This is a genomic window from Saccharopolyspora erythraea NRRL 2338, assembly GCF_000062885.1.
GTDB classification, from domain to species: Bacteria; Actinomycetota; Actinomycetes; order Mycobacteriales; family Pseudonocardiaceae; genus Saccharopolyspora_D; species Saccharopolyspora_D erythraea.
In genome coordinates this window covers 2,133,083-2,154,050 of record NC_009142.1, presented here as the reverse complement: position 1 = coordinate 2,154,050, position 20,968 = coordinate 2,133,083, and the positions used below count along the sequence as shown (strand labels likewise).

The 20,968-nt window shown below is 70.8% G+C and carries 20 protein-coding genes, 4 tRNA genes and 2 pseudogenes; 10 read left to right on the top strand and 16 right to left on the bottom strand.

The window, feature by feature from the left end:
* The first annotated feature begins 191 nt into the window (after positions 1–191).
* Positions 192–404 (top strand): hypothetical protein, encoded by a 213-nt coding sequence (locus SACE_RS37515; RefSeq protein WP_143538103.1) that lies wholly within the window; start codon positions 192–194, stop codon positions 402–404.
* Positions 401–1,033 (top strand): polysaccharide lyase, encoded by a 633-nt coding sequence (locus SACE_RS09670; RefSeq protein ID WP_021342062.1) that lies wholly within the window; start codon positions 401–403, stop codon positions 1,031–1,033. Before SACE_RS37515 ends, SACE_RS09670 begins: the two co-directional genes overlap by 4 nt.
* A 176-nt stretch (positions 1,034–1,209) precedes the next feature.
* Here SACE_RS09670 and SACE_RS09665 read toward each other — a convergent pair whose 3' ends face one another.
* Together SACE_RS09665 and SACE_RS40375 are read right to left on the bottom strand one after the other, a co-directional pair.
* On the bottom strand, positions 1,210–2,049 hold the full coding sequence (locus SACE_RS09665; protein WP_009942533.1) for a hypothetical protein: 840 nt from the start codon (positions 2,047–2,049) through the stop codon (positions 1,210–1,212).
* 2 nt (positions 2,050–2,051) lie between these two features.
* Positions 2,052–2,965: pseudogene (locus tag SACE_RS40375) on the bottom strand (5-dehydro-4-deoxyglucarate dehydratase).
* Positions 2,966–3,022: 57 nt separating this feature from the next.
* Between SACE_RS40375 and SACE_RS40370 the strand changes: the two are divergent.
* A complete protein-coding gene (locus SACE_RS40370; RefSeq protein ID WP_021342061.1) occupies positions 3,023–3,184 on the top strand; it encodes a hypothetical protein in 162 nt (53 codons plus the stop codon).
* A 668-nt stretch (positions 3,185–3,852) separates the two neighbouring features.
* On the opposite strand, the gene SACE_RS09650 is transcribed toward SACE_RS40370, so the two are convergent.
* From SACE_RS09650 to SACE_RS09635, 4 genes are all read right to left on the bottom strand, one after another.
* Positions 3,853–4,311, bottom strand: a complete 459-nt coding sequence (locus SACE_RS09650) for a GNAT family N-acetyltransferase (protein ID WP_009942537.1) — start codon at positions 4,309–4,311, stop codon at positions 3,853–3,855.
* 63 nt (positions 4,312–4,374) lie between these two features.
* Positions 4,375–5,259, bottom strand: a complete 885-nt coding sequence (locus SACE_RS09645; RefSeq protein ID WP_009942538.1) for a 1-aminocyclopropane-1-carboxylate deaminase/D-cysteine desulfhydrase — start codon at positions 5,257–5,259, stop codon at positions 4,375–4,377.
* A gap of 50 nt (positions 5,260–5,309) precedes the next feature.
* Positions 5,310–6,185 carry an intradiol ring-cleavage dioxygenase gene (locus SACE_RS09640; RefSeq protein WP_009942539.1) on the bottom strand — a complete coding sequence of 292 codons (876 nt, stop codon included), beginning with the start codon at positions 6,183–6,185 and terminating at the stop codon, positions 5,310–5,312.
* Positions 6,186–6,280: 95 nt separating this feature from the next.
* Positions 6,281–7,093: a helix-turn-helix domain-containing GNAT family N-acetyltransferase gene (locus tag SACE_RS09635; RefSeq protein WP_009942540.1), complete on the bottom strand. Its 813-nt coding sequence runs from the start codon at positions 7,091–7,093 to the stop codon at positions 6,281–6,283.
* Positions 7,094–7,336: 243 nt separating this feature from the next.
* On the opposite strand from SACE_RS09635, the gene SACE_RS09630 reads away from it, so the two are divergent.
* Positions 7,337–7,744 (top strand): cold-shock protein, encoded by a 408-nt coding sequence (locus tag SACE_RS09630; protein WP_009942541.1) that lies wholly within the window; start codon positions 7,337–7,339, stop codon positions 7,742–7,744.
* Between the two features lie 55 nt (positions 7,745–7,799).
* Positions 7,800–7,937, top strand: coding sequence for a hypothetical protein (locus SACE_RS38275; RefSeq protein WP_009942542.1), 138 nt, complete (start codon positions 7,800–7,802; stop codon positions 7,935–7,937).
* Here SACE_RS38275 and SACE_RS40055 read toward each other — a convergent pair.
* Together SACE_RS40055 and SACE_RS40050 are read right to left on the bottom strand one after the other, a co-directional pair.
* Positions 7,921–8,922 carry a zinc-binding dehydrogenase gene (locus tag SACE_RS40055; RefSeq protein WP_372491175.1) on the bottom strand — a complete coding sequence of 334 codons (1,002 nt, stop codon included), beginning with the start codon at positions 8,920–8,922 and terminating at the stop codon, positions 7,921–7,923. The genes SACE_RS38275 and SACE_RS40055 overlap by 17 nt on opposite strands.
* Positions 8,923–9,045: 123 nt before the next feature.
* A pseudogene (locus SACE_RS40050) lies at positions 9,046–10,194 on the bottom strand (aminotransferase class V-fold PLP-dependent enzyme); the annotation flags it as partial.
* A 222-nt stretch (positions 10,195–10,416) separates the two neighbouring features.
* Here SACE_RS40050 and SACE_RS09620 point away from each other — a divergent pair.
* Positions 10,417–11,244: an aldo/keto reductase gene (locus SACE_RS09620; RefSeq protein WP_009942545.1), complete on the top strand. Its 828-nt coding sequence runs from the start codon at positions 10,417–10,419 to the stop codon at positions 11,242–11,244.
* 163 nt (positions 11,245–11,407) lie between these two features.
* Here SACE_RS09620 and SACE_RS09615 read toward each other — a convergent pair.
* From SACE_RS09615 to SACE_RS09600, 4 genes are all read right to left on the bottom strand, one after another.
* Positions 11,408–11,482 (bottom strand) — tRNA-Val (locus SACE_RS09615).
* A 1-nt stretch (position 11,483) separates the two neighbouring features.
* Positions 11,484–11,555, bottom strand: a tRNA-Cys gene (locus SACE_RS09610).
* A gap of 45 nt (positions 11,556–11,600) precedes the next feature.
* Positions 11,601–11,673 (bottom strand) — tRNA-Gly (locus SACE_RS09605).
* A gap of 171 nt (positions 11,674–11,844) precedes the next feature.
* The gene (locus SACE_RS09600; protein ID WP_011873518.1) at positions 11,845–12,270 is read right to left on the bottom strand and encodes an SsgA family sporulation/cell division regulator; all 426 of its coding nucleotides are present in this window, start codon (positions 12,268–12,270) and stop codon (positions 11,845–11,847) included.
* Between the two features lie 889 nt (positions 12,271–13,159).
* Between SACE_RS09600 and SACE_RS09595 the strand changes: the two genes are divergently transcribed.
* From SACE_RS09595 to SACE_RS09580, 4 genes are all read left to right on the top strand, one after another.
* Positions 13,160–13,570, top strand: coding sequence for a TIGR02611 family protein (locus tag SACE_RS09595; protein ID WP_009942547.1), 411 nt, complete (start codon positions 13,160–13,162; stop codon positions 13,568–13,570).
* Positions 13,571–13,619: 49 nt separating this feature from the next.
* Positions 13,620–13,691, top strand: a tRNA-Val gene (locus tag SACE_RS09590).
* A 799-nt stretch (positions 13,692–14,490) separates the two neighbouring features.
* On the top strand, positions 14,491–15,516 hold the full coding sequence (locus SACE_RS09585; RefSeq protein ID WP_009942549.1) for a tryptophan dimethylallyltransferase family protein: 1,026 nt from the start codon (positions 14,491–14,493) through the stop codon (positions 15,514–15,516).
* A 38-nt stretch (positions 15,517–15,554) separates the two neighbouring features.
* On the top strand, positions 15,555–16,934 hold the full coding sequence (locus SACE_RS09580; RefSeq protein ID WP_011873515.1) for a tryptophanase: 1,380 nt from the start codon (positions 15,555–15,557) through the stop codon (positions 16,932–16,934).
* 74 nt (positions 16,935–17,008) lie between these two features.
* Here SACE_RS09580 and SACE_RS09575 read toward each other — a convergent pair whose 3' ends face one another.
* From SACE_RS09575 to SACE_RS09560, 4 genes are read right to left on the bottom strand one after another with little or no spacing between them, the layout of a single operon-like run.
* Positions 17,009–17,635 (bottom strand): GTP-binding protein, encoded by a 627-nt coding sequence (locus SACE_RS09575; RefSeq protein WP_009942552.1) that lies wholly within the window; start codon positions 17,633–17,635, stop codon positions 17,009–17,011.
* 22 nt (positions 17,636–17,657) lie between these two features.
* On the bottom strand, positions 17,658–18,035 hold the full coding sequence (locus SACE_RS09570; RefSeq protein WP_009942553.1) for a DUF742 domain-containing protein: 378 nt from the start codon (positions 18,033–18,035) through the stop codon (positions 17,658–17,660).
* 12 nt (positions 18,036–18,047) lie between these two features.
* A complete protein-coding gene (locus SACE_RS09565; RefSeq protein ID WP_009942554.1) occupies positions 18,048–18,473 on the bottom strand; it encodes a roadblock/LC7 domain-containing protein in 426 nt (141 codons plus the stop codon).
* A gap of 19 nt (positions 18,474–18,492) precedes the next feature.
* On the bottom strand, positions 18,493–20,763 hold the full coding sequence (locus SACE_RS09560) for a sensor histidine kinase (protein WP_011873513.1): 2,271 nt from the start codon (positions 20,761–20,763) through the stop codon (positions 18,493–18,495).
* Positions 20,764–20,968 lie beyond the last annotated feature (205 nt).

Genomic DNA, 20,968 nt, shown 5'->3' with positions numbered 1-20,968 from the left:
CCGGGCCGCCGCCGCGGGGCGGTGTTGACCGCGAACCGTCTTGCGTTGTCTACTTCGAACGGCCGGAGGCACCTCCGGCCACGACCGCCCGCCGCCCGGTCGACGTTCGTGAGTGGGTGCGGTGTGCCTGCCTCAACGCCGGTTCGCCCGCTCACGTCCAGCAGATTCCGACGCCTCAAGAGGAGAGCGACGTGAGAAGACGACGTGGAGTCCGGCGGGTTCGCCGGGCGAGCGGGTTCGCGGGCATGTCCCTGGCCTTGCTGATGGCCCTGTGCGCGGCCCCGGCCGGTGCCAGACCGGAGGTCGCGGCCGCACCGTGGACCGGCGGTTTCGCCGATTTCCCAGTCAGTTCGTGGAAGCAGCACTGGGGAGTGGTCGGCGAGGCCGGCTTCGGCTACGGATGAAGGCCCGGGGAGAAGAACTGGACGTGTTCTACGGCAAGGGATCCTCCCCGCCGTCGTGCGACAACTGCCCCAGCGAGGGCGGTGGCCAGTTCTACACCGACTTCCGCTCCATCGGGCGCGACGACCTCGCCGACGCCCGGACCCTGCACCTGAGCTACCGGGTCAGGTTCCCGTCGGACTGGGACTTCGGCGCCAAGGGCGGGAAGCTGCCCGGCCTCTACGGCGGCCCGCCAGGGCACTCCAGCGGCGGCGAGCACGGCGACGCCTGGTCGACCCGGTACATGTGGCGCGTCCGCGGCGGTGAATCCCAGGCCACCGTCTACGTCTACGACCCGTCGCAGGGCGGCGGCTACGGCGAGGACGTCGGCCTGGGCGCGTGGTCGTGGCAGGCCGACGGCGGCTGGCACACCGTCGAGCAGGCGGTCGACCGCGACAGCGGCACGATCACCGTCTTCTACGACGACCGGGAAGTGATGCGGGAGCAGGGAATCCACCAGATATCGGGGATTCCGTTCTCCGGCATCTTCTTCTCGACGTTCTTCGGCGGCCACGACACCTCGTGGGGCCCGGGCCGGGACGTGCACGCCCAGTTCCGCGACTTCCGGGTGAGCGAGGACGAACTCCACTGAGCCCGGGGACGCCAGGGCCGGTGCGGTGCCGCGCACCGGTCCTTCCTCGTGGGTGAGGGCCCGCTCCCGCCGCCGTTGTAGCGAGCGGACCCCCGTCCGCGGGGCGGCGGCCCGATGCCGCCACCGGTCCCGCCTGGACAGTCCTCAACAGGACGGTCACCTGCGCGACGGGAGGTTCACGCCGGTTCCGCCGCGTGGGCTCGGCTGACCGCCGCGCGCAGGTCGGACCACCTCGCGGGACCCGCAAGACCCAGGTGGTAGAGGTGCAGCTCAGACGCACCCGCGCTGCCCAGTCCGCGCACGTGGTCGCTCATGTCCACCGGCTGGGCGGCCACCGCCGTGACGTAGGCGCCGACGTCCACTTCGGACGGAAATTCCGTCCGAGCCGCGGCCACGGCGTTGACCGACTTCTCACCCGGCTTCCAGCACTGCAACACCACGGAGTCGACCTCGCTCGCGGCCTCGGGCGTCAGCCCCGGCAGTGCGCCGGTCGCCCACGGGTCGGCCGAACCGTGCAGGACGACCCGGCGGCCCGGACCGACCTCGGCCAGAACCGAGCGCCGGCCGGCCAGACCCTCCGCCGTGAGCCGGGCGGCGTAGTCGCGGACGTCCTCGTGCGCCGGGCACAGCGCCCACGGGTACCGCTCGTCGAAGCAGTTGCGCACCGCGAGGTCCGGAAACCGCGTGCCCAGCAGGGAGTTGTGCGTGAGCACGAGCCAGGCGGCCACCTCGACGCCCCCGGCGCGCAGGGCCGCGACGGCCTCCCCCGCGCTGTCCTCGGAGCCGGTCCAGTCCGGCGCGGCGGGACGCAGCCGGCCCCACACCTCGCCGCGCACCGGCCGGTACAGCGCGGCGTGCCTGGCCACCACCGCCGATCGCCGGGCCGACCACGGCGTGGCCGCCCGCGCGCCGTGGTAGGAGACCGCGACCGCGACCTCGTCCACGCCGAGACCGGCCACGCGCTCGGCGAACCCGTCCTCGACGTCCCACGGATAGCAGTAGCCGGTCACCCGCATCGTCATCCGGTCTCCCGCACCAGTGCCAGGCCGTCGGCGACGACCCGCTCCAGCCTGCCGAGCTGGTCGGCGGTCGGCTCGCCCAGCGGCGGCCGGACGCCGCCGACCTTCTGCCCGCGCAGCCGCGCACCCGCCTTGACCAGCGACACCGCGAACCCGGGAGTCTCGTCGCGCAACGCCACCAGCGGCAGGTGGAAACCCGCGAGCAGCCGGTCCACCACTTCGTCCTCTCCCGCGGCGAGCGCGCGGTGGAAGCGGCCCGCGATCTCGGGGCGAAGCAGTGCACGGCCGAGGAGTAGCGGGCGACCCCGATCACGCGGTAGGCCCGCGCGGAGACCTCGGCGGTCGGAAGTCCGTTGAAGAACAGGAACTCCTCGCCGCCGCGGGCGCGGACGGCGGTGACGATCCGGCTCATCAGCTCGACGTCGCCGAAGCCGTCCTTGACGCCGACCACCGAGGGGATCTCCAGTAGCGCGGTCGCGGGGGCCGCGGTGAGGATCCCTGAGGCCCGGTGGTGAACGATCACCGGCACGTCGCTGCCGCGCACCGCGAACCGCACGTGGTCGACCAGTCCGGCCGGTGTCCCGGACACCAGGTACGGCGGGAAGAGGAGCACGCCGTCGGCGCCGCCCGCCTCGGCCAGTGCCACCCCTGCCACGGCGTGCTTCGGGCCACCGCCCGCGCCCACCCACACCGGAACCCGCCCGTCGGCGACCTCGCGGGCGCGGCGCAGCACCGCTCGCACCTCCTCCGGCGCGAGAGCGCTGAACTCGCCGGTGCCGCACGCCACGAACAGCGCACCGGCACCGGCGGCCAGATGGCCCTCGACGTGCTCGGCGAACGCGTCGAGGTCCACCTCTCCCAGGTCGTCGGTGAACGAGGTCAGCGGGACGGCGAGCAGGCCGTCCAGCGCCATCGTGCGATCCCTGGACGCGGCCGGCCGGGTCACGCGGTCACCGCCCGCTCGGGCTGCGTGGCCGCCGTCGTGCCGTACCGCATCCCGGCGACCGACGCGATGAGCTGCTCGATGCCGGCGGCCGATGTCACCGACGACGACGCCTACCGGGCCGGGGAACTGCTCGCCGGCACCACCGCCGAGCTCGGCCGGCGTCTGCGCCGGGCCGGGATCCGCTGACCGCTCTCCCCCGTTCGCTTTCCTTTTGCTCGAGAGGAATTCCATGATCGACCAGCGAATCCTGATCACCGGCGCGTCGGGCATCGTCGGCAGGCTGATGCGGCCGCGCCTGCGCCGCGACGGACGCGTCCTGCGGCTGCTCGACATCACCGCCCCCGCACCGGCGGAGCCGGGCGAACCGGTCGAGACCATCACCGGCTCGGTGACCGACCCGGACGTGATGGCGCGAGCTTGCGAGGGGTCGACGCGGTCATCCACCTCGGCGGGCACAGCAGGGAGACGTCCTGGCGGGAGACGCTGGAGGTCAACGTGGACGGCACCCAGTGCGTTCGTCGAACCACGGGAAAGCCGTGGGCATCAGTCGAGTGGCTTCATCCGCCATCGCCTGCTTTTTCCAGCACCCGTCGCTGGACCGCGTGCGCGAGAGCGAAGGTCTTTCCGGACCCGGTTGTGGCTCGGTGCTCCATCGCCGGAGCACGCCGCTTGCCGTCGACAGCCTGCAGAGCCTGCTGGTAGGAGCAGCCGTGCTGGGCCTGCCAAGCCTTGGCGGCACGTTTGCGGGTTGTTCGGTCACGGGCCCATGGCCACCAGGCGTCGGCCCCTCCCATCCGTCACGACTGCGACGAGGGCCGTGTCCGGCCGCATCCGCGAGTGCAGCGGTCGTCTCGTCACGAGCGGGACAGGTACCGGACCTCCTTGAAGGGCCAGTCCGACGCGAGCCAGTCGGCCACGGCCGTGTGCAGCGGACCGTCGAGTTCCGTGCGGTCCGCCCGAACCCAGGAGCGCACCTCGGCGACTTCCGCGTCCGTGCGCGACGGGTAGATGTAGACGCAGCCGACCACCTCGTCCCCGTTGCCGAGCACGGTGTAGGTGAAGCCCCTGCGCGCTTGGAAGTCGCGGGCGTGGCGCTCCAGGTCCAGCAGGTTCGCCAGGCGTGTCATGCCGTCCGCGGGCGGCCAGCCGCGTTCGGCGAATCCCGGTGTGGCGCGGATGTGCTCGATGCTCGACATCCAGGCACGGTGGTCGGCTTCGTTGTGCTGCGGGCCGAGGGGTTCCAGCCGGAAACCGTCGCCGGACAGGGATTCGGGCACGGTGAACTCGTCCGGGACGAAGGAGCGCGTGGTCATTCGGCAAGATTATCGGGACCACGGGCACGTTTTCGCCTACCCGGCAACGAGTCCGGTCGGCTCTCACCCCGTCACGACGGCGACGACGGTGGTGCCCGGGGCGAACTCGCCGCGCTCGGCCAGCGCGAAGACGCCGAAGAGCATCTTGGCCACGTAGACGAAGTCCAGCTCGATGGCGTGGCGGCGGTGGAAGTCCCGGATGAACTCGTCGAGTTCCGCGGTCCTCCTCGCGAAACCGCCGAAGTGGAAGTCCAGGGCGAGCGCCCAGTTGCCGGTGACCTCGCCGAGGCCGTCGCGCTGCAAGCGGGCAACCTCGTCGTGCAGGAAGACGGCTCCTCTGAGGGCGGGGAACCCGATGGCGCGCCTGCCGGGTGCGAGGCCGCCGGCGATCCCGGCCAGCGTGCCCCCGGTTCCGCAGGCGCAGCAGACGACGTCGAAGCCGGTCTGGATCTCCGCCGGGACCTCGGCGCAGCCCCGCACGGCGAGCGCGTTGCTGCCGCCCTCCGGCAGGAGGTAGAACCGTCCGAACCGATCGCGCAGCGCCGCTTCGACCTCAGGTGTGTGCTTGTCCCGGTACGTCGCGCGGTCGAGGTAAGTCAGCGTCATGCCGCAGGAGCGCGCGAAGGCCAGCGAGTCGTTGAGCGGGCGGTGCTCCTCCCCGCGGATCACGCCGATGGTCCGGAACCCGAAGTGCCGCCCGGCCGCGGCCACCGCGCGGATGTGGTTCGAGTACGCCCCGCCGAAGGTCAGCAGGGTGTCGTGGCCTGTGCGCCGTGCTTCCCGCAGGTTGTACTTGAGCTTGCGCCACTTGTTGCCCGGCAGTTCGGGATGGATCAGGTCCTCGCGCTTGAGGACGAGCCGCACGCCGCGGTCGGCCAACCGCTCGTCGGCCACCTCGGTCTCCGGCGACGGGAGGAGCAGCCGGAGCCCGGGTTCCGCAGACGTCACGGCGGTGATTGTTCCGCACGCGCACACCGCCCTGATGTCGAACCGGCGCCTTACCGGCCGTCCTTGTCCGAGTCGGCGGAGAACACGATGACGCCGAGGTACCCGTCGCCCTCCTCGGTGACCTTCAGCAGCATGCTCTCCTCGAAGATGTCGTCGTTGTCGTTGAACGTGTCCCGGCCGGTGTGCGCCGCGTACGGCTGCCCGGCGAACACCCGCGCGTTCAGCGCCTCGTCGAACATCACCTGGGTCGTCAGCACCCGGGAGTTGCTGACGTGCACCATCGCGTGGATGTGCACCGTGCGCCCGCGGTACCAGCCCGGCCAGATCGTGGTGAACTCGACGATGCCGTCGGCGTTGGTGACCTGCGCGCCGCGCAGGTAGCGCTTGTCGTCGGTGGGCACCAGGTCGGCCATGTCACCGCCGCCCGCTCCGGGCGGCATGGCGCCGCTGGGCGGTGCGCTGCCCTCCGGCGGCGGACCGCCCGGTTGCCCACCGCCGCCCGGTTGCCCACCGCCGGTCGACTGCGCTTCGGCGCCTGAGTAGAGGCCCGCCGCGTCGCAGTGCCAGATCTCGACGACGGCGTTGCTCAACGGCCGGCAGGTTTCGCTGTCCTGCACCTTGATCGCCAGCCGCAGCCGGCTGCCCCGACGGTCCTCGCGGATGTCACTGCGAATCTTGTCGGCGTCGAAGTAGTACGGCCCCTGGGTGGTGTCCGCGGTCAGGGTGCAGGTGTTCGCCCCCTCGAACAGACCGGCCATGTCCGAGCTCGTGGTCGCCTGCGGGGTGACGGACTCGCCGGTGGACGTGGTGACGGTCGTACTGCCACCACCGCCGCACGCCGCCAGCAGCGTTCCCAGCCCCACCGAACCGATCCCGGCGAAGACCGTCCTGCGGCTGACCCGCTGCCCCTCGTGGTCGTGTCCCATCTGCGTCCTTTCCTCGTGCGACGTCCGGGAAAGACGCTAGGACCGCGAGTTCGGGAAACGCTGGGAGTCGTGTGTGAAGTCGCCGGGAACCGGGCTCAGACCGCGTCGTCGCCGGGTCGTCTGCGTTCCAGGATCACGGTGTCGCGCCACACGCCGTGGTGCCGCGCGATCCGCTCCCGGACGCCGACCGTGCGGAATCCCGCCGCGCGGTGCAGCGCGAGACTGGCCACGTTCTCCGGGAAGATCGCGGTCTGCAGCGTCCACAACCCGTCGGCGTCCGCGGCCTCGATCTGCTTGCGCAGCAGGGCGTTGCCCACACCCCGGCCGCGAGCGTCGGCACCCACGTAGACGGAGGTCTCCACGACGCCGGAGTAGCACGGCCGCGAGGACACCGCCGTCGCCGCGCCCCAGCCGGCGATCCGTCCGCCCGCCTCGGCGACCCAGCGGTGCCCGGGCAGCCACTTGGCCTCCAGCGTCCCGTGGTCGGGGACCTCGGTCTCGAAGGTTGCGTTGCCGGTCTCGATGCCCTCGGCGTAGATCCGCCGCACGCCGGGCCAGTCGGAGGGGCGCAACGCCCGGACCACGACGTCGTCGTCCACCCGAGGCGACCAGCCGCGAGGCTTCTCGGGCACCAGGGCAGCCCAGAGGACGTGCGGGTCCTTCACGGCGGCGCACGCGGCGTCCAGCAGCACGAACCCGCCTTCGGCGAGGCCGCGCAGGTGCTCGGAGCAGGTGGACTCGCTGATGCCCAACTCCTGGGCCAGCTCGCCGACTGCGACGGGGCTGCCCGCGACGGCCACGCGGTGCAGCAGGCGGACCCGGGTGGGGTCGGCCAGGCACGCGAACCGCTCCGCACAGGCGGCGGCGGTGTCCTCGCCCAGCGGTGCGGGATCGGAAGTTCTCGGCATGGCGGCAGTATCGGCGCCTTCCGCACTCCGGTCACGAACCCCGATGAAACGAGCGTGTTAATCATCGACCACCGTCGACCCGTGCTCGGCAAGCTCCGCCCAGACCGGCGCGCTCGTCCGCCGAGTTCGTCCTGTCGTCTTCTTGCGGCAACCTCTGCCCGCCGGGCCCACGCTGTAGGATCCCGGTCGTCGTGCCGGGGCACGACGCAGTCGCGGTGTGCGGGTCCAGGTAGAGGTGAAGCGGTGCAGACCGGCAGGGTGGTGCGGTTCGACGAGGTCCGCGGCTACGGGTTCGTGGCTCCCGACCAGGGCGGTGAGGACGTGTTCGTCCACGCCAACGACATCCGCGCCGACAAGCACCTCTTCCGGCCCGGCCTCCGGGTCGCCTTCGAGGTGGAGGACGGCGAGCGCGGGCTGAAGGCCTCCGACGTCCACATCGTCGAGCAGCCCGGTGCTGCCGACGCGCCCCAGCCCCCGCGCGCTGAGCACGACGACGACGCCCTGTGCGACGTGCTGTCGGCCGCGCGCTTCCGCACCGAGCTGACCGAGGCGCTCATCGAGGCGGCCCCCACCCTGACCGGCGCCCAGATCACGCAGGTCCGGGAACGCGTGATCGAGCTCGGCCGCGCCCACAACTGGATCGAGGCGTGAAGCACGCGCGCCGCGCTGCCATCGACGCGACGAGGAACCTCTACGGTCCGCGCGGGTGCTGGCCGAACGGATCGGCGGGTGGCTGTCCTCCCCCTCGGCCGTGGCGGTCGCGGCCAACCACACCGAGAGCCGGCTGCGGTTCGCGTTCGACTCCCGGGACGTGATCGCCGGCCCATTCACGGTCCGGTCGTGATGGCCACGCGCGGGGCCGCGTGGCCGCGCGCGTCGGCGATGGCGCGCTCGTAGTCGGCGAGCGGGTAGCTCACCGGCACCAGCCCCGCGAAGGGCCGCCGGCCGGCGACCCGGTCCAGGAACGCGACCGCCTCGGCGAGGTCGCCGACGCCGTAGTTGTGGCTGCCGACCAACGTGGACAGGTTGCGCACGAAGCCGCTCGGTTCGAAGTGGACCTCGGGAGACGGCGACACCGAACCCACCAGGGCGATGCGTCCGTCGATGCCGACGAGCCCGAAGGCCGACCGCACCGCCGAGGCGTTGCCGGAGACCTCGAACACCACGTCCGCACCACCGCCCGCCGACACGTCGTCGAGCACCTCGGCAAGCTCGGCCGGGGCGCACACCGCGTCCGCGCCGAACTCCCGCGCCGCCTCCCGGCGCGCCTCGTCGAGGTCGCAGGCGACGACCGCGACCGCGCCGCGGTCCCTGGCATACGCCACCGCGGTCAGACCGAGCATCCCGCAGCCGAGCACGACCACGACGTCCCCCGCCGCCAGCCGGGCCCGCCGGGCCGCGCACACGACGGTGGCGGTGGCGCAGTTCGCGGGCGTGGCCACCTCGTCGGGCATCGCCTCGGGCACCCGCACGATCCCGGTGCCCGCCAGCAGGTGGCAGTGCGTGGCGAAACCGCCGTTGAGCGCCCACCGGTCGGTCACGGCCTCATGGCCGTACTTGCGGACCGCGACGCACTTCTGCGGCACGCCCCCGCGGCAGCGCGCGCACGTCCCGCAGGCCGTGCCGATCGTCCACGTCACCCGGTCGCCGGGCGCCAGCACCTCACCGGCGTGCGAACGGACCTCCCCGCCGGTCTCGACCACGGTCCCGACCACCTCGTGTCCGAGGACCGTCGGCACGGGCGTGCTCCGGTGGCCCGCGATCGTGTGCAGGTCGCTCCCGCAGATGGTCGCCATCCGCACCCGCACGAGGACCTCACCGCCGGACAGCCGCGGCAGGGGCCGGCTGGATAGGGCGAACCCCTCGTCGGCCCCATGCCACAGCAGGCCCGTAGCGGTGCCGGACGCGTCGTTCGCGGCGGTGCCTCCACGACGAACCGTCGCCTGCCCGTCGGGAGTGCGTTGGGAGCGCAGCGTGGCCAGCGACGTACGCACGGCCTCCACCGCCGCAGCGCCGGTCGAGGCGTGCGGTGAGAGCCGTACGTGGTCGCCGCGCACGGTGGCGGTCACACCGCCCGCGGCCAGCGCGGCACCGACCTGTTCGGACGGCACGCCCGGCACCGCGAACGCCAGGATGCCGCCCCGGCGGGCGGTGGCCGAGACGACTTCGGCGCCGCTGGAGCGCACCGCCTCCTCCAGCTCCGCGAGGCGTTCGGCGATCCTGGCTTCGATGGCACCCACCCCGGCGTCCTCGACGAGTTCGAGCGCGGCGGCGAACGCACCCGCGGTCACCGGGCTGAGGTTGCTGATGGACCAGTTCGCGGCCGTGCCGGCCGCCGGGTGGATCCGGTCGTCGAAGATGCCCGGGGCACGGGCGCCCGTCCAGCCGGAGAGCACCGGCTCCAGCCGTTCCAGCGCCCGGTCCGAAAGCGCCGCGAACCCGGTTCCCCACCCGGCTCGCAGCCATTTCTGCCCACCCGCGACCAGCACGTCAGCGGCCTCCCACGGCTCCCGCACCGCACCGAAGCCCTGGATGCCGTCGACCACGAGCAGCCGGTCGCCGACGACGTCGCGCAGCGCCGCGAGGTCCGCCCGGTGACCGGTGCGGAAGTCCACCGCGCTCACCGACACGACGGTGGTGTCCGGGGTCAGCGCCGCGGCAACCGCCTCGGGGGTGACCAGGCCATCCGGAGGCCGCATCCACCGCACCCGGATCCGGCCGGCCTGCTCGGCGCGCGCCCACGGATAGGTGTTGGCCGGGAACTCCGCCTCCGGGACGAGCACCTCACCGCGCGCGTCGAACGCCGCCTGGAACAGGCCCAGACTGGTGTTCGGGAGCAGGACGACGTTGTCGAGGCCGGCGCCGCTGAGGCGTGCCACCGCCGCTTTCGCCCGCCCCTCGCCCCGCATCAGACCGTCCACAGTGGCCATATCAGCGCGGGCGGACCTGGCCAGTAGCTCCGCGGTGGTGTCCACCACGGCCTTCGAGGGAGGACCGAACCGCGCGAAGTCGAGGTAGCCCGGCGACTCGTCGAACTGGTCGAGGTAGGCCGCGACACCGCGGCACGACGCGCCCGCGTCGCGCGGATCGCTCTGGCGCAGACGCTCGCCGGTGTACGTCACGCGCCGATCCTCGCAGCGCCGGGTGAACTCCAGGTGGACGCTCCCCCGTCCGGAACGAGTGGTCCACGGGCGCGGCAAGCGGTCCCGCGGACCGGACCGCGCCGACTGCGCCTCCGACTCCCGAGTCCGCTCGAACTGCCTCCGCCGGACGCGCGTGGTTACGCTCGGGGAGGACGCATCCGGACGTGGGGAGGTTGATCGGTGACCAGCATCGCGACCCGCGCGCTCAACGACGGCCGGAAGATCCCGGTCATGGGGCTCGGGACCTACCCGATGGACGACGCCGAGGCCGAACGGGGCGTGAGCGGCGCGCTCGAGATCGGGTACCGCCTGATCGACACCGCCGCCAACTACGGCAACGAGACCGGCACCGGGCGCGGCGTGACCGGCAGCGGCGTGCCCCGGGAGGAGGTCGTCGTCACGACCAAGCTGCCGGGCCGCCACCACGGCCACGACGAGACCCTCGCCTCCTTCGAGGAGTCGCGGCGCCGGCTGGGCCTGGACCACGTGGACCTCTACCTCATCCACTGGCCGCTGCCCCGCGTCGACAAGTACGTGGACTCGTGGAAGGCCATGATCGAGCTGCGCGAGAAGGGCGTGGTCGGCTCGATCGGCGTCTCCAACTTCACGCCCGAGCACGTCGAGCGCCTGGAGCGGGAGACGGGCGTGCTGCCCGCGATCAACCAGGTCGAGCTGCACCCTGCCTTCCCGCAGGACGAGCTGCGCGCCTACCACGCGGACAAGGGCATCGTCACCGAGAGCTGGAGCCCGCTGGGCCGCGGCGCCCTGCTCGACGACCCCGCCATCACCGAGATCGCCCGCGCGCACGACGTCACGCCCGCGCAGGTGGTGCTGCGCTGGCACCTCCAGCTCGGCGCCCTGCCCATCGCGAAGTCGGCGGACCCGCGTCGCCGGCGGCTGAACCTGGACGTCTTCGGCTTCGAGCTCGGCGAGGACGAGATGACCGCTGTCGCCGACCGCCCGCACCGGCGCATCGGAGGCGACCCGGACAGCCACGAGGAGTTCTGACCCGCCCGCTGCCGAACGCGGCCTCTGGATCATCGAAACCGGTCACATGCCAGACGATGGCCGCGGGCCAGAACGAGAGCCGCAGGCCTTGAGGGCCGCAGGGCAGGACGACGGCGGGGCAGACCGGCCGCAGGGCAGACGACGAACAGGCGCCGAATATCACTGGTGCGCGATACTGGGATTGAACCAGTGACCTCTACCGTGTCAAGGTAGCGCTCTCCCACTGAGCTAATCGCGCGAGGCGGAGGCGGGAATCGAACCCGCGTACAGGGCTTTGCAGGCCCTTGCCTAAGCCACTCGGCCACTCCGCCGTGTCTCGGATCCAATCCGAAACGGGCTGGACCTGACTCATCCAGAGCGGACGACGGGACTCGAACCCGCGACCCTCACCTTGGCAAGGTGATGCGCTACCAGCTGCGCTACGTCCGCCTGCCTGCGGCTTGCCGACTTCGATCTCCGAGCCCGGCTGGGCTCTTGATCTCCGGCCGTCCGCCGCGTTGCACGAGAAACTTTAGACCACGCCGCCAACGGCGATCGAACCGGGGTCCCGCTACCCGGTTCCGAGCAGCGTTCGGCCTGGCCAGACCCGGTGCGGGCCGGTCAGGACAGGTCGTGCGGCAACAGGCGGGTGAGCGCGTCGTCGACGTTGACCCACAGGTTCTCGTTGCCGGGGACCACCACGTCGTAGGTGCGGTCCAGGAAGTCGGCCAGCTCCTGCGCCGAAGCCTCGAACACGGCGTGCCCGGAGGGGGAGCTCAGCTCGATCACCACGACCTCGGGGTCGTCGACCGCGGGGCGGATGGTCACATCGCCCACGCCCGCGTGCGCGATGAGGCCGTCGGCCAGCAGATCGCGCGCGAAGACCCATTCGACCCACCCCGCGCGGCCGGTGCGGAACGCGGCCACCACGGCGTAGGGGTCACGAGTGTCGTAGCGCAGCTCGACCTGCACCGGCACGGCCGGCGTCTGCGGGGCCAGCAGATCGAACACCGCCGTTGAACGGAGTGTCACGTGATCGTTACGCATTGTCCTCGCCTTCCTACTACCTTCCGGTCCGCTTATCGACCGAGCAACACAGTTGTGACGCCTTCCTGGGCCCGATGGCTCGCAACTCGCGGATAGATCACCCGTACGGGGCAGGCCCCAATTCGCTGGGCAACCAAGGCAATGCGCAGCGTGTTCACCCGCTCTTTTCCGACCGGACCCGGCAACGGGTCCGCCGCCCCCGGCAAGCCCTGCCGATCCCCTAGCGCCGAATGGGCCGTCCGCACCTCCGGCGGACGCCGACCGGAGCCCGCGCCCCGTCGCCACCCGGCGATCGGCCACTGGCAGTTCCCACACGCCACCGCCTGCGCGGTCGCGCCCGGGTCGAACCCATCGCGTTCGTCGGACAACGCCGCCCGGCGAGATCGAATTCCCGCTCGCCGACCCTGTTCCGGCGACCCTTCCAGGATAAGCGATGAACCGCCCGTCCCCCCTGTTCCGCGGGCGTCCGCTGAGACGCTCGCCACGCACGTTCCCCGAGTCGGACCAACCGCTCCGCCCGGCCGCCTCCACCGCCACGCGTGACCGCCGAAGCGCCGTCGAGACAGGCGTCACAGTGTGACCAGGATCGAAGCCGGCCGACAGGGCCGAACGACTCCGGGCGCCGGCGAAAACGCATGATTCACGTCACAACCCGTCGCGCTGCCGCCCGCGGCGCACCGGCGGATGTGTCCGCGACCTCCGGACCGGAGCCGTATTCTGGCCGACAGCGGGCGCCGCAGAGGCTCAGCCGTCACGACGCCGAACCGCCGCCCGGTACGTGTCCAGCAAACCAGGCAACCGGCAGGTGGGTCCCCTGAGCAACAGAGCCGAGTCGCGGCCGCGTTCCGCGGAGGCGACCGACGAGAAGCGATCACCGTGGCGAGCCCGTGTGCACGCCTTGCGGGAGCGGCTGCACCACCGCCGCGAGTCGATCCGGGAACGGCCCACGCTCAACGCGACCTACCGGATCACCCTCGGGGCCTTCGGCGCCGTCGTGCTCCTGGCGGGCATCGCGATGATCCCCTACCCCGGTCCCGGCTGGCTGGTGGTGTTCGCGGGACTGGGCATCCTGGCCACCGAGTTCCACTGGGCGCACCGGGTCAACCTCTTCGCCAAGCGCCACTACCACCGCTGGGCGGACTGGCTGTCGCGCCAGCACCTGGCGACCAAGCTCGTGGTCATGGGCGCCACCGGACTCATCGTGCTGGCCACCCTGTGGCTGCTCGGCCTGTTCGGCACCGTCGGCGGGTGGTTCGACCTGCACTGGCCTTGGTTGCGCTCCCCCCTGTTCGGCGGCTGAAAACGATCGTGTATTGTTCTTCTCGTCGCCGGGAACGGCGGCGGAAGACGGGCGATTAGCTCAGCGGGAGAGCGCTTCGTTCACACCGAAGAGGTCACTGGTTCGATCCCAGTATCGCCCACAGGCAAAGGGCCTGGTCGTGACTCCGAATGGAGATCGCGACCAGGCCCTTTTTCGTTGTTCCGCGAACGTTGCCGAAGGCCGTCGCGCTCCCTCCCGCCTTCAGGCTCTTGCGCGACGGAAAGGCGGGGGGAGATGTGAGCCGGCCGGGGAATCACCTACCGCGTTGGCGGGCAAGCTCCGGTGGAGCCTCACCGACCCTGACCCTGTCGCCATGCCCCGCACTGCGCGCACGCGGCCGATCCGGAAGCAAGGGTCGGCCGCGGAGGCGCAGAGCCCCGCTGGAGCCTCGGACGCGCGACCTCGCCCGCGACAACACGACTGCCGACATCCCGCGGAGGCTCCTCGCCCAGGCCTCGGCCCGGCGGAGCGGCTGCCGCGGTGGAAGTCCGGACTGGACTTCGCAGCGTCCATCCGGTAAGGACGGCCCCGGCCGGAGGCGGGCTCATCCACATCGGAGCCACATCGGACCCCGGCCCGGCAAGAGCCCGGCATGATCTATTCGGTCACCGGGAGATAACTCCCCGATAAACCCTCAATTCGCGACCGCCGCGACTCCCCGGCATCCGTCGGCCAACCATGGCATACACTGCGCGTGACATTGAAGTCGGACTTTGAGTGCAAGATCACCCCTACGGCGGGTATCACCTCCCAGGTTAGCCCATTAGAGTGACCGGTTGTAGTTGCCGATTAAACCGGACGCACCCCCCGGTTCAGCACCACAGATCGGAGCCGCCATGCGCGCTGCCGGTGTCCCGCTTGGCGAATACATAGCACACCAGGTCAAAAACCTCTGCGACGTGCTCGAGATCGACGAAAACGGTCCGCTCGAAACCATCGACATGCTACTCGGACCAGCCTACTTCAGGCCCATTTCGGAACCGCCGTTATGGCCGAGCGACGTCGCCGACGACGAAACGCCGGTCGAATTGTCGTTCACCCTCGACGACGATGCCGGTCCGCGAATGCGAATTCTCGGTGAACCGCTCGCGACCAACCCCGGCCCCACCAGCAACCTGCACGCCGCCCTGCAACTGCTGGGCGCGCTGAGCGAGCGCTACGCGCCCTCGCTCAACCGTTTCGACGCCGTATCCGACCTGTTTCTCCCCGGCGAACCGCAGGGCAAGTTCTCCCTGTGGTTCTCCTTCATCTTCGCGCCCGACTCGCGGGAGCCGACGCTGAAGATCTACTTCAACCCGAACGCGCGGGGGGCGTCCCAGGCGCACCGGCTGGTCGCCGAGGCACTGGAGCGGCTCGGGTTCCCCGGAGCGTTCGACTGCGTCTCCGAATACGGCCTCACCCGCGGAAACCTGGACCGGCTCCCGTTCTTCTCGCTCGACCTCGAACCCGGCCCGCGAGCCAGGGTGAAGGTCTACATCATGCACGACGACGCCCAGGCGCTGGACGCGCAACGGGCCGCCGAAGCCGTCGAGGGAATCGACTCCGAGCACATCCGGCGATTCTGCGAATCGCTTGCCGGTGACGTTTCCACTTTCTCGAACCGGCCGCTCACCACTGCGTACGACTTCGTCGAAGGCGACGGCGCACGCCCCAGCTTCCACACCCTGCACCTGCCGATCCGGGACTACGTGGCAAACGATTCGATCGCCCGCCAGCGACTTCTGCAACTCCTGCGGGACCGCGGGGAGGACTCGACGCTCGCGGCTCGCGCGATCGAATCCGTTTCCACCCGGCCCCTGGACGCCGGACCGGGACTGATCTCCTACATCTCCCTGCGCTCGGGACCTCAGCAAAGCGGCACCACGATCTATTTGTCATCGGAAGCCTACAGCTACAAACCGGCACTGGCCGAATTCGCCCGCTGACACCCGGAGCGTTTCGAACCACTACCAGGAGAAGCTCAATGCGAGAACTCAGGCCTTACGTTTCGGCGGTCGTGCGCCCCATTCCGATCACCACCAGGGAAGAACGCGAGCGAGAACTGTCCCGCGCCGGGTACAACCCGTTCAACATCCAGGCCGACAAGGTCTCGATCGACTTCATGTCGGATTCCGGTACGGGCGCGCTTTCGATCGACCAGCAGGCCTGGGCGCAACGTGCCGACGAGAGGTACGCGGGCGCGGAGTCATTCTACCGTTTCCGGGATTCGGTGGCCGACCTGGTGCCCTACCCGCACATCCTGCCGGTCCACCAGGGACGCGCCGGTGAACGAATACTCTTCGGTGCACTGCTCAAGTCCGGCCAGATCAGCGTCAGCAACACGCATTTCGACACCACTCGGGCCAATGTGGAGCTGCTCGGCTGCCAGGCGCTGGACCTGCCGTGCCCGCAAGCCGCCGACCTGGACAGCGATGACCCGTTCAAGGGCGACATCGACCTGGAGGCGCTCGAGCGGCTGCTGACCGGCTACGCCGGCGGCCGGGTCGGCCAGATCCTGATGACCATCACCAACAACGGCGGCGGCGGTCAGCCGGTGTCGATGGCCAACCTGCGCGCGGTCAGCGAGCTCGCCCGCCGCCACGGCGTGCCGTTCATGCTCGACGCGGCGCGGTTCGCCGAGAACGCGTGGCTGGTGACCCGCCGGGAGGAGGGGTACGAGAACTGGACCCCGCGCGAGGTCGCCCGCGCAGCCTTCGAGCTCGCCGACGGGTGCGTGGCGAGCCTGAAGAAGGACGGGCTCTCCCACGTCGGCGGCTTCATCGGGTTGCACGACACCGAGCTGGCGACCCGCTGCGAGGCCCACGTCATCGCCGGGGAGGGCTTCCGGACCTACGGCGGGATGACCGGGCACACCATGGAAACCCTCGCCCAGGGCCTGCGGGAGGTGGTGGAGCCCAGCTACCTGGCCGACCGCGAGCGCGAGGCGGCCTTCCTCGCCGAGCAGGCCCACAGCGCGGGGGTCGACACCGTGCGGCCGTCCGGTCTGCACGCGATCTACCTCAACGCGGGCCGGCTGCTGCCGCACCTGCGGCCGGGCGACTTCCCGGGCCACGCGCTGGGCTGCCAGCTCTACCTGGAAGGCGGCATCCGGGCCGTCGAGCTCGGCTCGCTCTACCTCGGCGGGCTCGACGACGACCACGCCCTGGTCTCGCCCGCGCCCTACGAGCTGGTCCGGCTGGCCATCCCGCGCCGGGTCTACGACCACAGCCACCTGGAGTACGTCGGCGACGTGCTGGCATCGATCGCCAAGGAGCCGGAGCGGGTCCCGGGCTACCGGATCACCCACGCACCGGAGCTCCTGCGCCACTTCCACCTGCGCCTGGAGCCGGCCGCGCGCCGCTGACGGCCGCGCACGACGAGGAGCGGGTGGTGGTCACCGGTGACCCCGGTGACCACCACCCGCTCCTGTGCGTCTCGCTACTGGGCGGCCGGTACCTCGCTGTCGACCGGCTCGCCGTCACCGGCGCCGGCCTCGCCCTCGGCCTCGTCGAGCCGCCGGATCGAGTACTCGATCAGCTCGACCAGCGCGTTCTTGGCCGCCTCCCGGTTGCGGGCGTCGGAGACCACCACCGGCACCTCGTCGTCGATGTCGAGGGCGTGGCGGACCTCCTCGGCCCCGTAGGGGATCGACCCGTCGAACTGGTTCACCGTGACGATGAACGGGATCCCGCGGTTCTCGAAGAAGTCGATCGCCGGGAAGCTGGCCTCGATGCGCCGGGTGTCCACGATCACCACCGCGCCGATCGCGCCGCGGGCGAGCTCGTTCCACATGAACCAGAACCGGTCCTGCCCGGGCGTGCCGAACAGGTAGAGCACGAGCTGCGGGTTGATCGTGATGCGGCCGAAGTCGAGCGCGACGGTGGTGGTGCTCTTCTGCTCGATGCCCGCCAGGTCGTCGACCCCGGCGCTGGCCTCGGTGAGCACCTCCTCGGTCCGCAGCGGCACGATCTCGCTCACCGATCCGACCATCGTCGTCTTGCCCGCACCGAACCCGCCGGCGATGACGATCTTCACCGCTGTCGGTGCGGTGAGCGTCTCGGACATCGAATCCCCCTTGGGCGCTTGGTCAGAGCCTGCGGACACCATCGAGCACCGCCTGGAGTAGTTTTCGGTTCGGCATCTCGGCGGTCCTGGACGACGCCGAGCCCGCGATGAGGTCGCCGCGCTCGATGAGGTCGCCCACCAGCACCTTCCCCACCACGAGGGGTACGTCGAGGAAGGAGGCCACTTCGGCGATCGACAGCGGCCGCTTGCAGAACTCGAGGATGTCCAGGTGTTCCACCGACAGGCCGGAGCGGTCGGAGCTGCCGCGCCGGGCGGTCACGACCTGCGTGACCATGTCCAGTTCGGGGCTTGTCGGACGGGTCCGCCCCCGCGTCATCGCATAGGGCCGGACCAGCGGACCCGCCGCCTCGTCCAGCCACACGTCGTCCTCGCGAGCCATCATCGTCGGGCCTCAGCCCTGCTTGAGGTCGACCGGCTCGCCACCGCGAGGCGCGGAGCTGAGGTAGTTGCCCACGCGTACCACGAGCAGGTTCATCTCGTAGGCGATCATGCCCACGTCGGCCTCCTCCTCGCCGAGCACCGCCAGGCAGGCGCCGCTACCGGCGGCGGTGACGAACAGGAACGCGTGGTCCATCTCGACGATGGTCTGGCGGACCTTGCCGCCCTTGAAGTGCCTGCCGGTCTCCTTGGCCAGGCTCTGGAAGGCCGAGGCCATCGCGGAGAGGTGCTCGGAGTCCTCGACCGACAGTTCAGCGGACTTGGCCAGCAGCAGTCCGTCGGAGGAGAGCACGACGGCGTACTGCGCCCCGACGACCCGCTGGACCAGGTCGTCCAACAGCCAGTTCAACTCGGCGTCTGAGCCGACCTTCTCGCTCATGCACACACTGCCCCTTCGGTCACTGGAGGGAATCACGGTCGGAACCGTCGTCGCTTCGACGTGCCTTGCGGGTACCGCGCTGGAAGGCTGTCATGTTGCCTCGGGTCCGCTCAGGCGAATGGTCGACCTGGTACTCGCGCTCCTCCTGCTGCTCCAGTGGTTCGTCTCGCAGCTGGGGAACGAGGTTCTGCTGCCGTCGCCGTCTGGGCAACGGCGGCCTGCCGTCCGGGTCCACGGAGGGGAACTCCGGCTTGTCGTTCTGGGTTTCGGCGGGCACCGAAGGTTTGCGCCCGTTCCTGACCACCGGCTCGACCTCCCTGCGGGGTGCCGGAAGATCGCGCTCGGTCGCGGGGGTGCTGTCCTCCCGGTTGCGGGGAACCATGGGCGACAGCTGGTTGGCCGCGGCCACTCGCATCGTCTCCGGCGGATCCTCGTGCCCCTTCTCGGACACCACGATTTCGGAGGGCAGCAGCACGAAGGCCACGATCCCACCCTCGGCGGACTCTCGGAGATCCACTTCGATGCCGCGCCGTGCGGCGAGCCTGGCGACCACGAACAGGCCGAGCCGGGAGTCACCGCGCAGGGTGATGTCCTCGAACCTCGGCGGGTTCACCAGTAGTTCGTTGGCGTCGTCCCTGGCGGCGGGACGCATGCCCAGGCCCTGGTCCTCGATCTGCACGAGCACGCCGCGCGGGGTGTCGCTGCTGTGCACCTGGACCTGGGACCGCGGGGACGAGAACGCGGTGGCGTTCTCCATCAGCTCCGCGCACAGGTGGATGACGTCGCCGACGGCGGTGCCGTGCACGGCGACCTCGGGCACCTGGTTGACCCGAACCCGGTGGTACTGCTCGGTCTCGGCGACCGCGGCGCGCAGGACGTCGACCAGGCGGACCGGCTTGCGCCACTGCCGTCCCGGCTGCTCGCCGGCGAGGATGATCAGGTTCTCGGCGTTGCGGCGGGCCCGGGTGGCGAGGTGGTCGAGCTGGAACAGGGTGTCCAGCCGCTCGGGGTTCTCCTCCTCGCGCTCCATCTTGTCCAGCACCTTGAGCTGGCGGTGCACCAAGCCCTGGTTGCGGTGGGCGATGCCGAGGAAGACCTTGTTGACGCCCTCGCGGGCCTGGCTCTCCTTGACCGCCGCCGAGACCGCGGTGAACTGCGCGGTGTTGAAGGCGTCGGCCACCTGCCCGATCTCGTCGCCGCCGTAGTCCAGGGCGGGCAGCTCGGACTCGATGTCGACCTTCTCGCCCCGCTCCAGGCGGGTCATGATGTCGGGCAGCCGTTCCTGGGCCAGGGTCAGGGAGTCGGTGCGCAGGTTCGCCAGCCGGGTGACCAGCGCGCGGTCGACCAGCCTGCGGGAGTTGCGGATCGCCAGCACGATTCCCAGCACCACTGCGAGCAGTGCGACCGCGCTTCCGATGATGACCTCGAAGTAGCGCGCGTTGCCGTTGGCCAGCACCAGCTCGACCGCCTGGGTCGAGTGCGAGGTGACGATCTTGACCAGCTCGTCGGCGACCTGGTTGCTGGCGTCGAGCCACTGCTGCTCGCTGACGCCGAGCTCGCCGTCCTGCCGCGGGGAGGAGATGAGCCGGTTCTCGAGCTGCTGCAGGTTGCGCCACGCGTCGCTGTTGAGCAGCTGCTCGTACTCGGCCTTGGCCTGCGGCTGCAGGTTCGGCGCGTTGGTGATCAGCTTGGAGCGGTAGGACCCGACCAGGCTGACGAACGTCGTGTGCTGCTCGGGGGTGAACCGCCCGGCGGCGACCGCGTTGCCGCCCAGGGAGGCGACCCTGGACATCTGGTCGGCGGCCCGGAACAGGTCGGTGGCCGTCAGCGCGCCCTGGATCGACTCGCCGTCGGGCACCAGCCGCGACTGGGTCTCGAACAGGTTGCCGCCGGCGTCGAGCACGCTGTTGTAGTAGTCGAAGATCTCTTCGGGGCTCGCGGTGTGCCCGTCGATGCGACCGCGCTCCTGCGGGAGCTGGTCGAGCAGTGACACGAGCTTGTCGGCGCCCTGCACGATGTTCTCCGGCGCACCGGAGAGCAGGCCCTGCATCTTGGACTTCATCTGGTCGACGGCGCGGTCGGTCTCGGCCCGCTGCGCGGGCAGCGTCGCCGTGGCGGCCGGGCTGTGGCCCAGGCTGAGCATCGTCAGCTGGCGCTCCTTCTGCAGCGCCACCAGGCTGTTGACCGCGGGGATCGAGGCTTCCTTCACGCCGAGACCGACCGTGCGCAGGTAGAAGCCCTCGAAGATGGTGTAGGAGGAGAAGACCGCCCACATGACCAGCAGCACCACGCTGGGCAGGATGACCACCCTGGTCAGGCGTGACCGGATGGTCCTGTAGTCACTACTCTCGGAACTGCTTGTTCGACTCACAGCGCTCCAGAACTATTGAACCGCCCGAGGGCATGCCGACCGGGATTGACTCGCGGTGGGCGAGGACGACCGCGTATCACATCGGGAAGGGTCCGTGGGCGATCCCGGTGCGGAGCGAGTGAGC